The sequence below is a fragment of the Idiomarina sp. X4 genome, from assembly GCF_002808045.1.
In the GTDB taxonomy this organism is placed as follows: domain Bacteria; phylum Pseudomonadota; class Gammaproteobacteria; order Enterobacterales; family Alteromonadaceae; genus Idiomarina.
The window spans coordinates 2542876-2557461 of sequence record NZ_CP025000.1; the positions used below are offsets into that span (position 1 = coordinate 2542876).

Annotated in this window: 10 protein-coding genes; 1 reads left to right on the forward strand and 9 read right to left on the reverse strand. The window is 42.7% G+C overall.

Translation table 11 applies throughout. The annotated features are described in order from the left end of the window. Positions 1-123: 123 nt before the first annotated feature. The 7 genes from CWC33_RS12325 to CWC33_RS12355 form a co-directional block, all read right to left on the reverse strand. Positions 124-885 carry a hypothetical protein gene (locus tag CWC33_RS12325; protein WP_100692181.1) on the reverse strand — a complete coding sequence of 254 codons (762 nt, stop codon included), beginning with the start codon at positions 883-885 and terminating at the stop codon, positions 124-126. 277 nt (positions 886-1162) lie between these two features. Beyond that, positions 1163-4966 (reverse strand): SIR2 family protein, encoded by a 3804-nt coding sequence (locus CWC33_RS12330; RefSeq protein WP_100692182.1) that lies wholly within the window; start codon positions 4964-4966, stop codon positions 1163-1165. Between the two features lie 81 nt (positions 4967-5047). Then, positions 5048-6268 carry a hypothetical protein gene (locus tag CWC33_RS12335; RefSeq protein ID WP_100692183.1) on the reverse strand — a complete coding sequence of 407 codons (1221 nt, stop codon included), beginning with the start codon at positions 6266-6268 and terminating at the stop codon, positions 5048-5050. Positions 6269-6336: 68 nt separating this feature from the next. Continuing rightward, positions 6337-7674, reverse strand: coding sequence for a tyrosine-type recombinase/integrase (locus CWC33_RS12340; RefSeq protein ID WP_100692184.1), 1338 nt, complete (start codon positions 7672-7674; stop codon positions 6337-6339). A gap of 263 nt (positions 7675-7937) precedes the next feature. Then, positions 7938-8975, reverse strand: coding sequence for a Fic family protein (locus CWC33_RS12345; protein ID WP_100692185.1), 1038 nt, complete (start codon positions 8973-8975; stop codon positions 7938-7940). Continuing rightward, positions 8975-11023, reverse strand: coding sequence for a sensor domain-containing diguanylate cyclase (locus tag CWC33_RS12350; protein ID WP_198511823.1), 2049 nt, complete (start codon positions 11021-11023; stop codon positions 8975-8977). The genes CWC33_RS12345 and CWC33_RS12350 overlap by 1 nt, the downstream gene beginning before the upstream one ends. Then, positions 11007-11603 (reverse strand): biliverdin-producing heme oxygenase, encoded by a 597-nt coding sequence (locus CWC33_RS12355; RefSeq protein ID WP_157803496.1) that lies wholly within the window; start codon positions 11601-11603, stop codon positions 11007-11009. The genes CWC33_RS12350 and CWC33_RS12355 overlap by 17 nt, the downstream gene beginning before the upstream one ends. A gap of 93 nt (positions 11604-11696) precedes the next feature. Here CWC33_RS12355 and CWC33_RS12360 point away from each other — a divergent pair, with 93 nt between their 5' ends. Next, positions 11697-13610, forward strand: coding sequence for a methyl-accepting chemotaxis protein (locus CWC33_RS12360; protein WP_100692188.1), 1914 nt, complete (start codon positions 11697-11699; stop codon positions 13608-13610). Here CWC33_RS12360 and CWC33_RS12365 read toward each other — a convergent pair. Then, positions 13600-14007 carry an HIT domain-containing protein gene (locus tag CWC33_RS12365; protein WP_100692189.1) on the reverse strand — a complete coding sequence of 136 codons (408 nt, stop codon included), beginning with the start codon at positions 14005-14007 and terminating at the stop codon, positions 13600-13602. The genes CWC33_RS12360 and CWC33_RS12365 overlap by 11 nt on opposite strands. 21 nt (positions 14008-14028) lie before the next feature. Continuing rightward, a complete protein-coding gene (locus CWC33_RS12370; RefSeq protein WP_100692190.1) occupies positions 14029-14526 on the reverse strand; it encodes an alpha/beta hydrolase in 498 nt (165 codons plus the stop codon). Positions 14527-14586 lie beyond the last annotated feature (60 nt).

Sequence of the window (14586 nt, forward strand, 5' to 3'; positions counted from 1 at the left end):
TATAAAAATAACGCTCATCATATAAATCTTGTAGTTTAGCTTATCTTGTAAAGTTAGAAACTTCCAATCTGCGTTTGTCGCTCGTTGTGGTACTTTCACTCAACATTCCGGGCTACTTGTGGCTCAATCTAGTCGAACTTTGAAGTAACCTTTGTGAAATTTATTTCCATTTTTTAATAAGGGCATAGAAAGTTTTGTCTTGAGCATATATTGATGTAGCTGATTTGAAAAGTTGTGGCACATTTTCAGCATTTCACCAGCTAAGGAGTCTGTATCTTTGTCTGATGCATAATGCATTAATATATTGCCTGGCAGGTAGTATTTATCAAAATAGGCTTTTCTTCGAATGTTATATTCGTGCAAGGAGTCTTTCTCACTATCTACAATCACGGCAATTTTCGAGGTACTTTTCGCTGGGCGTAGATGGTTTTCAATCACGAGAGACCAACCTATTTGCTCAGGGTTGACGTCATCTACGGGTGATAAAATTACATAACTTACCAAATGAGTGTAAGGGATACCTTTTCTGTGAGTACTCAACTTTTTGGGAACATGGTAGCAAGTACAAATGCTAATTTTATGCCCCTGATATTTCTTAGTATTCGTATCAATGCTTATCACATGCTCATAGTTTTTTTTCAAAAACGCATCCGGATCAAACGTTCCTTCTATACTGTCTGCAGACAAGGACGTAAGTACTTTAGGTTTCCCTGAGTCCCGTTGATAACTTCTCTCCAAACGTAGAGAGCTAGGTTCAGCTTCTGGAAAGCTAAAAGTGTTGTTTAATGAATCATAAACAACGCTTAATTGAGACGTTACGCCCTGCGTTTCGAAAAGCATTATTTCGTTTCTTGGTTTTTTATCTCTCAAATTTTGAGCCTTCATGAGTTGCTATTGGTTCAATATACACTCTGAGCTTTATCCGAGACCAGACATCAGATTCAAGTTTCAGCCAGAAAAACTTAATATGCTTTCGAAAATATCTGGCCTTCACTCGTTGCTGAACTTAGGTTTTGTGCTAGGAGAGAACGTTAACAACCAGTTAACGGGAAATACGTTAGTAAGGTTTGAATGGTTAGATGGGAGCATCAGTGGTGTTGCTAGACCAGTTGCCGTTCCTATCATATTTATGTAATAACTACCCTGATGACTTATTCAGTGCCTAATGTAGAGAATCCCATTTTCTTTTTAACTCTACAAACCTTGGATCTCTACTAATTTCAGGATGCTTTTCAGTGATCAAAGTAATGTAATCACCAAATCCATAAGGCCAATTTTGAGCATCATTTGGCAAAACAATTTCGAAAAATTCCAATGCTTCAATAGGATACAACTCGAAAGAAGGATTGCCTCTTACCATGAAGTTATCACAGTTATTCAAACGTTTCAGTCGCCTGAAAGCAATACTCAAAGCAGTTTTAAATTCATTTCCTGAATTCGCAACAATCTGAGCCATCATAGATTTAACTCCCATAGAATTGGCCACTAACTGATAAGGCCACACCTCGCCCAACAACACTTCAAAATCATTTATCCATCCCTCTTCAGGGTTGACGAAATTACGCAACATCTCGCACCTGAAACTATCACTGCACTTTATCAATACCATTCTTAGTTCATTATTTGAAACCCACCTTTTACCGCTTTCAACGTCCAAAACTTTCCATGCTGACCATAAAAATCGTGCCAAAGAGTTTCGGTGACGAAGTCTTAAAGAAGCATCATTCAACAATAAATCAAGCGCTGAGTCTTTTAATGAGAGGAACAGCTCCTCTCCACGCAACGCATGCCCATTTAGTGTCCCAAACCAAAAGGCATCTTTATCTCGCTCATCTTCTGATTTAGAGTACTTCAAAACTTCTTTATCAGTCCAAGCAGGTTCGTTCTCGTAAAACCAACTGACGTATCGGCTGGGAGCGATCAAGCTGTAGCGACCTAAATCTCCAGGCAAAGAAAGTAGACGCTCTAGCAAACTCAGAGAACTTTGCTCCATAAATCTAAGATTACTGCACTCATGAACATGCACTTCAATGATTGTAAATGCCAGCCTTCCAACATGGGAGTTTATAGAGCATAGAATCCAATCAGGATGTTTAGAATTGTCAACAACTGCTGAAGTGAATAGTTCGGGATCCTCGGTTATCAAATTAATAAACGTATTCGCTAACTTTAAAAATAACTGTTTATATTTGGTATGAAGCTTAGGACCAAAATTACGAAACCATCGCGTAGCGCTATGTCCGATGGACTGTAAAGTAGATTTAGGAAGACCACATAGTCTTTCAGCAATAATCATCACCAACTTATCTTTGTCTGTTTTTCGGGCTTCATTATCTAGGAATGCAGACCAACCGATGTCAGCAACTAACTTCTCAGGTGCTACTGACATTCTTATCGCATTCAAAGCTTTTAGCGGTCGACTTTCCAAAAGCCCTATAAATGGAGCTGTCTCGGTAAGGTAACGATTATTTTCGTGGGATAATTGCGCCGCTACTGATATCACCTCTGAAATAGGAACATCGTTTAAAGGGGACGGATCGCTATCTGTTGATACGATTCCTCCTCTTGGCTCTCTAGACTCAGCAGCCAAACTAGCTGCGTCTGGGGTCCAATCGTGGGCTATCTCCTTTAACCGAGTAACCGCGGAATCAGAAATCTGTAGAACGCATCCCTCCTTTCTTAGCCACTCTAGCCTGTTTAATACCGAAAAGGCCCGTCTATTCGCAAACGCTTCGTCAGTTTCATTTCCCCATTTACTAGGACCTTTTATAATTCGCTGTTCTATGTTTTCCCGGCTATTTTGGGGCAGTGTCATCCATCTGCTAGATAATGAAATGAGTAGATCACGACTATGATACACGCACCAGAAAACGTTATCTGACAACTTGTTAATCGCCTGATTAAAGCATTCGTCTGGAATCACCTCAACAAACCTGAGCACCCACGCATGTAGTTTTGAAAATACCGCCTCGTCGTCAATCGACCACTGTTCTGCCTCTCGTCTTGCAGATACCAAGTCTTTTTCAATAAAATTTTCATAGTATTGAGCGTAGTGCAACATACGACCAGATAGCCCTTCAGTACGCCCTAAATTGCTACCTGGTTGATCATCGCGCGTTATGGACTCTCGCACTGGCAGACTAAATCCTCCAATTTCCTCCTCTAATGCCACGGAATTTTCTATATCTCGCCTTAGAACCTTCATAAAATATGCGAACCATTGGTTAGGCACTTCAAGCCCCCTTGGCAAGGAAGGATACTCAACATCTCGCGATATATAGTCCCTCACTGTTTTAGCGTTTCGCTGAGAACCCCACATCTCTGAAGATAAATATTGTTCTCTCACTGAAATCCTAGAAGCTATTATACTTTGGAGTTTTCTTAAGACTTCCATGCTCCAACCATTCCGCTCGACCCGTCTCTCGAAAGACGTAGTACCGAAAATGTCTGTACGAGAATTTTCAAATTGCTCAAGAATATAAGACCAAGCCTGATAAATTGGATTAGGGAACGTGTCTGGATAAAATTCTATCTGATTGCGAATCGACTTTATTACCCACGGATGCAAAGAATTTTGCTTCACAGCCCATTTAACAGTTTCTGGTTCCTTTGCAATACTTCCTAACCAAGTGGCTACCCGATTGAGCCTATAAGGTAACGTCGATACGTCCGGCTCTAAGTACTGTCCGTTTCTAAAAGGTAAAGAGTAAGAGTCTTGAATGTTTTGCTTATCAAGGTCGTTAACTTTAAATAAATCAAATACTCCTGCGGGTGGAAAGTCAGGCTCGGACGGTCTATCAAGGTTAACTATTTCAGGCTCTGGATCAGAATCAAGCCTGAATAAGTTAATTGGCGCCACCCTGGCTTCATCGTTATCGAAAAGTACACCAGTTTCTAATTCTAAATCAGCGAACCTTAGTGTTGGATCGAAAACATTAAGCCATTCACCTGACAATATATCAGGTGACTTCCCATTAGCTTTGCTACCTTCAATAGTAGACATTAAATGAGCAACTTGACCTCTTTCGAAAGGCTCGAGAGCTTTAGGTCCACGCTTAGCATTTTTGAGTACTTTGTCGTACCAGGCTCTAGGGTCATAGGCGCGTTCAGCCCATGCATCCAGTGTCTCCCATAAGTTCTTGAAGTCGCTGAAAGGAACGGCCCTAACGCCTTTATGCTGCCATCTTGCCACAGCTTCTTCGGTGGTTCCTCTTTCAAAGGCAAAAATATCATTTAGATCATTAGAGTCTCTATTTAATGCTTCTAGTAAATATTTAATTGGAGGGTCATCCGCTGCATAGCCAACAAAAACAACTATATAGCGCTCCAGAACAGACTTCACAAACGAAGTGGCCCAAGCTTTTGCTAAATAAGCTTCACCAAATTCCGATGATGAAAGAACAAGGTAATCATTCTCTGCGCCGTTCTCTAATGAGTTAACTTTACCGTGTAGATAGACCACTCCATTAAAATCAACTGGTTCATCCAGATTTGGTAAGTTGGGGGCAATATAAGAGTTCAATTCAGGATTGCTCAATTCAAATAAGCGGTCAAAGTTTGTGGTAACTAAGCGGGTGACTCCCTCTTGATTCGTAGCAAGTTTCAGTAACGTATCATGCGCACTCAAATCAACTTCTGTACTCGTCGAAAGCGCATTCGCTACAGCCCAATAAATATCGTTTGTAGCAAAATCACGCTCAAGTAAGCCAAAGGCACGATCGATAGATACGCCACCATCACTATCAGTATTATCGACAAGCTCACTAGCCAAATTTAACAGTTTTGCAGGAGGAGACTCGGGCAACACCCCAAGCTTTGCATTGACCTCTTGGGCTAAGTCAAAAAAACCAGAGAATTTAGCCTTAGCACGTGAAACACCGGCTCCACAGAAAAACACAACTCGCCCCTGATCTCGAGCTACTAGTAGATCATCAGGTATATTTGGTCCGTTTGAAAAGAAACGCATTAAAACCTCAAAATATATCCAGTTTGACTATAGTAACTCCAATTCCTCTATCCGTCTCGGCCTGATTCAATTCGTAAATATTTACTCACTGAGCTGCTCAAGGCGATTAACTATTTCATTTACAATGTGTTCTGCTTTTCCGTTATCTATGTTATGTCTAGTATGTGCTTTTGGTATAACTACTCTTGAAATTTGATTGACTTCAACTAAGAAAGACAGTCGCCCTTCAGATTTATTAGATAGCAATCTTGCTTCTTTAGCCAATCCTTCGGCTACCAACCCACAATCATTGCATAAGGTATGATAGCTTTTGTTTCCAACTTCACTTCGGCTCCAATACCAGCGAGGACTCAAAGAAAAAAACCACTTATTTTCTTTGGATTTTCTAACTATATGGATTTTACCACGACCGCACCCCTCACATACCCAGTCCTCGTCTACTAAATTCCAGTGCTTTTCTGATTTAACTTTCGCACAATGTTCAATTTCTTTTAAAGTTGGCTTTTTCTTCGCAGGCATATGTTGTTTTTTTCGCCAATTAGAAGGGTCTTCTACTCTCTGTTGTCTCTTTGAGCCGGTAAGTAAATCAATTAACCCGTAAGCCCCTCCAAAAGTCCTGATAACATCACTTGCTCTTCTCATTATAATGCTCGGATCATAATTTATATTCCCAGTTTGGAACCAGTGAGTATCAGTTGCTGCTATCTCAGCAATTCTTTTAGCTATTTTTAACCGTAATTCAAATGTCGATTTGCTATTTCTCCAAATAGATTTGGCCTGATCTTCATCAATTGAATGAGGCTCGTTATTCTCAGGCAAAACTATCTTTTTTAACTCTTCCGGAGAAAAAGAAAACCAATAATCAGCCCCGGAAACTTTTTTTGCTTTAACATCAGCCACATTACAATCGTCACAAATAACCGTATTGTCAAAAGCTGAAATCATTTTTGATGAGCGCTTTGCAAATTCCTCTGCTCTCTGATTAGCAACTATCACTTCTAAAGCAATAGAGGCCGTTTCGAATTGTTGTTTAAGCAGTTCTTGGGCATGATCATGATGCTCAACTAGCCTACACATCAAATCATTATTTCGATTTGGACGAGCGATATGAATTTTGTGCCTTTCACAAACAGGACAACTCCAGTCCTGTGGAGTCAAAGCCCAGAACGAGGTCATATCAACCCCAAACGTCTGAAAGACCTCAATAAGTTCCATCGTTTGAGTAGACATAACACCATCAAGTCTAGTAAGAGATCCATCACGGATTTCGTCAATTATCTTTTTTGAATTATCGTTAGTCATTTTTACTCACTGCCCGAGACTAAATGGCTGAAAAGTAGAAGAACACTTAGAACCATTAGCCATATTAATTAAATCAAATCACTAAATAGAGATCCCCAATACGACAAAGCCTCTTTCATCTCATCGAAGTAATCATGCTGATCATACACCCGCTCCATACCACTTAAAGAATGCCCCAGTATTTTCTCCGCGCAAGCTGGGCTAAAAGCATTATAACGACCTGAGGAGCTGTCGCTTTTTACTGAAATCAAATGACTACGAATCGAACGTCTTATGTCGTGAGGTTGAAAGTCTGGTATCTGTACTTCTCCTTTCTTACGGATTCGGTTTAAACTTCTATTCAGCGTCTTAGTATCCATATGGCTAATGCTTTTACCCGCTGACACCGAATTTCTTTTTGCAGGGAATACGAACTCGCTTTTGAGTAAAGCACTATGGCTCTCTTGGTCTCGGAAAGCTTTCAATAGCTCGTCTGACATCGGAACTTTCTGATAAACCACTTCACCTCTAGTGCTGTGTTTTTCATTAACTGCATACCAAACACGCTTTTCAAAATCCACATCACTCCATTTCGCTGTTATAGCCGCCCCGCTTCTTACTCCGCTTAATAGAATAACCTTAAAACAATTGAAGTTCTGAATTGACATTCCTGCGCTCAAAAAGACCTTTAAGGCTGTTCTAAGCTCATCTACACTCGGTGTTCTGCGCCTAGGGGTATATTTAGCGTAGGTTGACTTAGAAGCTCCCTCCAGAGGGTTAAAGTCCATACAACCTATTGCAACGCCGTAACTAAACATCTGCTTCAACAACGCAAGTGTTTTGCCAGCCTGACTCTTGGCTCCCCTATCTAATATAGGGCTAAAGACATCTTCATGAAGCTGGTGTCGGGTAATATTAGTAAGTAGTACATGCCCTACTCGTGGCAATATGTCCTTATTGAAGCTAGCTTCAACAATCTCTGGACGCTTTCTCCCCAAAATCTTATTTCTGAAAAATTCGGAGTAAAGCTTTCCAACTGTCCAGGCATTACCTCCTGACGATAGCTTTTCTCGTTCAACCTGAATATCAATGCCATTCCTTACTTTCTCCAGGTTTTCTCTAGCCATGCTTTTAGCGGTTTCAATATCAATTTCAGGCATTCCACCTATTCGATAATTAACCGACTTTACTGGTTTCGTTTTCGTTCTGTAGTAGAGGTAGAACGCTTTGGATCTAACACCGTGCTTATTTACTCTGCCGAGTCGAACATGAAATCCGGGGATTTCAGGGTCATTTATTCTGGTTACCTCTTCAGAAACTTTGTTCAAAAGGTGCTTAGTCAGTTTCTTAGTTATTGTAGTGGTTTGCGCGGTTGCCGCTAATGACGAAGTAATTTGATTCTCGGAGCTTCTATGTTGCACACCCATTTTAAAATCCTCAAGTTATGTTTCACCTGTGTTGCAACAGTTAATGCGGAGCCTTTCTAAGGGACATTTACCTTAGAATAGAGACAACGTAAAAACCACTGCAAAGCGAGTAAAAACACTAACTTAATCAGGAGGTTACTTGTAGAGGACAAACTTCTTTAAACTGGGACAATTGAAAAAAATTAATGGATTTTCACTTGAGAATTGTCATGGGGTGTCAGGGGTCGGAGGTTCAAATCCTCTCACGCCGACCAATTCTTCCTTTAACTTTCTCCCTGAAGTAAACCCAACTGTTCATTCAATGGCGCAACCACTCGCCAGTATCCACCTCGTGCTGAGCCAACTCGCTTTAATTGTCCACGAGACTTTAATTTGGCTAGGTGCTTTTCAACGGCACGATCAGAAATTCCGAGTACTTCTGATAATCGTGCGGCACTCCACTCCGGGTGCTCCTGTAGTAGCGCTAAAATATTTTCGCGTGTGGTGAAATAAGGCTTTATTCCATTGAAATGCGAATTATCCGAACAAATAACCGAACTTAAATCCGAACTTTTTGGTGAACCTGTCCGAGTATTTTGGTCTTTCGCTGCTTTTTTAACCCCATCAAGAAGCTCATCAAAAGCCTCATCTAAGCGCTGTAATACGAACTCAACCATGATACAGAGGTCGTTATTACCAATTGACGCTCTTAAACAATCGTAATATTCACCACGCCGTTCTTTCAGTTTACTTTCAAAGTTAAGCCAGCGCAGCAGACCGTGCCACTGCCCCAGTATTAAACTGACCCAGAGATGAGCAATACTGCTATTACCTACTGAAAAAGGTTGAATGAATTCATATTGGCGTAAGAATACTGCCGCTTTGACCAACGGGTGATCATTGGCTTGCTCCAGCCACTCCAATAGCGCGCGAAGCTGTCTAGCAACCTGCCCAGCTGGAGCTGTGGTATGAACCAACTTGTTGTACTGGTAAATACCCATACCTGCAGAGCGATAATGCCCAGCTTCAGGAGAGAACGCGGCATAAATACTCCGATGAGCGTCTTGAATACTTTCCTCCGAGCCCAAGCGCCAGCGCGAACAAGACTCGTAAGCTTCATCTAAAGAAACCCCTGTTAATTGTGAAGCGTTCAAGTCCATACCAATAGACGCATTCAACTTCTTCTGACGCGAGGCTTTACTTAATCTTGTCTGCTCAGCAGCTGTATGCTCAAGCAAGCACTCCAGATATCCTAATTTATGACTGATTTGCGCAACTAAATTCACGCTTTTTATCGACAAGACACCTTCAGTATTTACCATTATTCTACCACCACTACCCTATTTCGCCCATTTTCTTTAGCGTCATACAGGGCATCATCAACACGTTTAACCAGGGACGTCCTTGACTCACCGTCTTTGTAAAAAGTAACGCCAAAGCTTGCAGTCACTACACCAACATCATCAAAGGTTGCAGCTTCAAGACGCTGTCGCAGTCGCTCAGCGAGCGCAACAGTGGCCTCTAAATTAGAATGCTTTGCGACAATAAAGAACTCTTCACCGCCCCAACGACCAAAATCGTCGGTATCCCTCAGCTCTTTTGCAAACAGCTTAGCTAAGCCAATTAACACAGTATCGCCGGCGTCGTGACCGTAATTGTCGTTAACGTCTTTAAAGTTGTCGATATCAAAAAGAATAACACCCAATTCATGGTTGTAACGCTTCGCCGCACTGATTTGCTCATCAAGTACATATTCCATGTGGTAGCGATTCCAAATTTGGGTCAGTGCGTCGGTATGAACCAAGTGTTCCAGTTTGTCATTGGCCGCGCTGAGCTGCTCATTCAATATTTCTACCTCGAATGCTGATAACGCAATAGCCAAGTCTTCGGCTAAACTGATGGCTGCCTTTCGTTCACTATCGAGCCACAGAGATGACTGCCCTTTTATGGTTTCTTTCCAGCTTTCAAAAGACGTACGCGGCGACATCACCGTCTTACCTTTATAATGCTCAATCGTATCTTTATTTGGTCTTCCCGCCCATTCAAGCTCTTCTAGTTGCTCTGGACGAAAGAACATTAACCACCCTTGCTGACTGCTGGACCCAGCTGGCAAAGCAATAGCCATAACCCCTGTCACAGCGGTTTCTTCAAAGTATTCGGCAACCTCTGAGTCCATTACGTTTCGGGAAACAAAAGTGCCTACTAGCCGGCACTTCTTATTCAACCACTTTTTAAATGCCAGGATCCTTTCATCGGCCAATTCAGCTCCGCACTTCAGTACGTTATTTCCATACGCGAGTGCAACGAGGTTCCCCCTAAACAATTCCAGCCATTTGTTGCCTTCTCTTTCAAATAACGCCTTAGGTTCATTAATTTCCTGATTGCCACTAATTAAAGCACCGCGCGTATTTTCAATGGCTTCGAAAAACGCAGCCGTCTCATACTGCTGCTGTAAAATCAGCCTCTGGCTCGCTAGCGTCACTAACGCCTGTGCTGCGTGACGCTGCTGAATGTTCAACGGGTGTGCTTCCAGTCCGTGGCAGGACAACAGACCCCATAGTTTATTTTCCTGGAATATCGCAATCGACAACGAACTGTGAAGTCCCATATTTTGCATATAAGTCAGGTGGATAGGTGAAACTGCTCGCAAGACTCCTTTGGTTAGATCCAACGAGCGTTTATCTTCATAGGCTATAATACCAGCTGGCTGTTGGGTTGAATTAACAATGCTTCTCAAAGGGTTTTTGCTGTACAGCTCTCGTACCTGCTTGGGTATATCTGACGCAGGAAAGCGTTGATGCAAATAACGACGAATGGTGGACTGCTTGCAAAGTTCAGCAATTACCTGACCATTCCACTCCTCATCGAACTTATACACCATCACACGCTCAAAACCGATGATCTCGCCGATACTTTTCGTCAACCCATTTAAAGTCTCATCGAGAGACTTTGAGGACCGAATTTGCTCCTGATGCGCTTGTAACTCTGACAAAAAAGTTGAGCTAAGGCGCCCAACTAAAGGCTCAATTTCAACGCATATAGAGTCACCTGAGACATACATGGTGCAATAAACTTCGTTGTTATTGATTTCATCGCCAAAACCCACCGAGTCAGAAGCCAACTGACGCAACCTTAATAGGTGTTCTTTCCAACTGGATTTCAGGTAATCGGGCGCACTATGTCCAAGCAAATGCTCTGCGGAAACACCCAGAAGCGCTTCGATATTTTCACTGCAATGGGTCAATACCTCAAAGTTATTATTGAACGCTAGAAAATAACCGTGCGGTTGAATGGCACCAGGCGTGTGCACTGGCTCAGTAGCACAGTTTTCCATTGCTTGTTGCAGCTGTTCTTTAGTCAGTTCGGTCAATGCCGTACTCCCGGTTAGCGCTGTATAGGTCTGTGCCCTTAGAGCTGCATTCGAGCAGTAACTCGAACGCATGAGTTGCTCCCAGGCAAATACTGTCAATTGCCTCAGATTTAAATGACTGTTTTTCTAACCACCCAATATAGTCTGACCACGTGTTATTTCTATAAAAACTAAAGTAGCTCAGGGCGCTAGCTTTAGCAATGAAATCCTGCTTTTGCAGCCGCTTGTACAGGAGCTTTCCTCCAAGAGTCGATCCCTCGATAACATAAGCAGCGCCAATAGCCTCGTGATAAGTCAAATCAGTTGGTTCTATTGTCGGATAAGTCAAACCATTTAATGACGCTAAATCACGCTCCACACACCATAGGCGGCGCTGATACAGGTACTCGTCGTCCGATAGATGGGATGCTATTGAGGGTTCCAGCACTGACAGAAAATAGTGCAAATTTTTCAATGCGCTGACGTACTGATCGTAACTTACCGTTACTTTCATTAGGTTACTAAAACCGGATTCTCGTTCAAGCTGACTGTGCAGTTTTTGAGTCTTTGTTCTAAGCTCAGTTAGTACAGGGAATGACACCAGCAACTTCTCCTAATTATTTGGCGTTTTTGACCGATATCAATAATAGATACGTCACCGGCAAGCAAATAGTTCGTATTAACTGAGGTAAGCATGAATTTGCAAAATAAATTAACCCTGAGCATGGCCATTGCCTTAACAACGCTACTCGTTATCGCCCTCGGCATTTCTACTTACATGATGCGCTCACTGATTGAAGAGCGAGTCATTGAGCAGGAATTGCCCGCTACCTTAGGTGAAATAAGAGGTGAAATCAGCGAGCTGATTAATACCCCTATCTTAGTTTCACAAGAAATTGCCAACAATCAATACCTTATTAATGCGTTAAAAAACGACAACAGTAAACAGGTTCAGGACGACATCACGCAGTACCTGAGTCGCATCTATACAAATAGAAACGCTGTTGCCGCCTTTGCAGTCAGCACCCGAAGCCGTAATTACTACACCGCGGATGGTATCTTAAAGCAAGTCTCCCCATCGGTAGAACGCGATGACTGGTTTTACAACTTTGTCGAAAGTGACGACAAGCAAGCATTGAATTTTGACGTTGATGAAAACTCTGGCACACCGACAGTATTTGTTAACGTCCGCATTAGCGATAATGGTGAAACCTTAGGTGTGGGTGGTATTGGGCAAAGCCTGAAAGCATTACAGGACGCCATTGCAAACTTCCAGGTGGGTCAGACGGGTATCGCTTACCTCGTTAACGAAAGCGGCAAAATTCAAGTACACCCGTCTATTAATGACTTTAGAAATCTTTCTTCAGAGGTAGACACTGACGTCGCCAATCAAATGCTGAGCGACTCCGAATTCGAAGCCGGCTACAGCTCTCATGGAGGCCAAGACTGGATAGTTGCCAGCACGAACCTCCCTAACACCAACTGGCGCATTATTATTGAAATGCCCGAATCTGAGCTTTACTCAGGCCTCAATCAGACCATTACCGCCATCGTTATTCTCAGTATTGTTATTGGCACAGCCTTTGTTGTGGGTAGCTGGTTCTACGCTAAGAAAATTGTCCGCCCTATCAAATACGTGGCCAAAAACCTTAACCGTATGTCCAACGAAGGCGGCGATTTGACGCAACGCCTGGATATCGACAGCAATGACGAAATTGGCGACTTAGCAAAAGGGTTCAATGCGTTTGTGGCAAATTTAGGCAGTATCATTACCCACGTTCGCAATACCGCGTATGAAGTCAATGAAAAAGTCACATCGATTGATAAATCGATGACGCAAATTGACGGACTATCGAACGAGCAGGAAAACAAAACGGATCAGGTTGCGGTTGCCATGAATGAAATGGAAACCACAGTTCGGGAGATTGCTGAAAATGCGAACCAGACCGCCAGCCATGCGTCAGAATCTCGTTCGACAACTGAGCAGAACCAAGAACAGTTGCGCCAAGCAGTCAATACCATGCACGAGCTGTCTGACTCGATGCAAAAAGCAGCTAGCTCGGTAGAAAGTCTGGCCAATGATGTCGAAAGCATTGTGACCGTCATTGATACAATTGAGGGTATTTCGGAGCAAACCAACCTGCTTGCGCTTAACGCGGCAATTGAATCAGCCCGGGCAGGTGAAGCGGGTCGTGGTTTTGCTGTTGTTGCTGACGAGGTTAGAACCTTGTCACAGCGAACCAGTCAATCAACAGAAGAAATTCGCCAGAAAATAACGCGTTTACAAGATGGCTCCCGCAATGCGGTTTCAGCAATGGAGCATAATCGTAAGCAAGCTCAAAGCACCAGTGAAAAACTCAGCGATGCTGATAATAAACTGAATGAACTTGTGAACTTAATTCAGGAAACAGCGGATATGAGCACGCAAATAGCGACCGCAACAGAAGAGCAAGCGTCAGTGAGTCAGGACGTCGCGGCCAATATCCAGTCCATTGCTGATTTTGCGACACAAGTATCGACAGCAGTTCGTGAAAGCCATAGCGAGTGCGAACAAATGTCTTCACTGGCTGATAGCCTTCGCAAACAACTGGAACAGTTTAAAACGTAATGTCGGCAAACAACTCTTGCAGCCGCGCCACTTCTTTATCAGAGAGCGGCTGCATTGGATGTTTGCCCCATACCGGGTCAGGCCAGGAAACGTCACTAATAAACCGCGCAATATGATGAATATGCAGTTGTGGTACTCTATTCCCCAGTGCTGCCACATTGAGTTTATCGGGCTTGTATTCAGCCTTTAGCCAATGACTTAAAAACGAACTTTCGTGCAAAAATTGCAGTTGCTGCTCTTCGTTCAGGTCACAGATTTCGCGGGCATCCTCCACTCGTGGAATGAGCAGAAACCAAGGATACTGAGCGTCATCCATTACCCTCACCTGACACAACGGCCAGTCCGTTAAAAAATAACTGTCTTCGAGCAGTGCTTTTGCAATCGGAAATTCGCTCATCAATCACTCCTTTTGGATCTTTTACGCCTCAATGTCATCTAAAAACTGAGAAAACAACTCAGTAATTTTAGGTAGCGTCGTAATTAAACGATGGCCATCATTCAGTATATGCAATTCTGTTGAATGTTGCTTTGCAAAGCGCCAGCTATTTTCGACGGGCACTATATCGTCCAGCCAGCCATGCACAACTGTCGTGCGTTTAGGTACTGTCACCGCATCAAAGTCCACTTTCCCCCCCAAGTAAAAAGCCGGCGCCAGAACAAACAACCCCTTGCAGGCCAAAGATTCGGAACAGGCTGTGGCCACGTACCCTCCCATGCTGGAGCCAACTAAAACGACAGAACCATCAACTAATGTTAAGTTTTCTCGAAGTTTATTAACACGATTATCAACATCATTAATTCCCTGATAATCGATACTGTCCACCTTAAACCCTTTACTTTCAGCAATCTTGGCCATTTCTTTGATTTTAGTTCCCCATGGGCCACTTTCCTTACCATGACTAAAAACAACATTCATATATCAAAGCCCTATATTTTTTGTTTAACTTACGCTAAAACTAAGAGTATGGATTCAGCT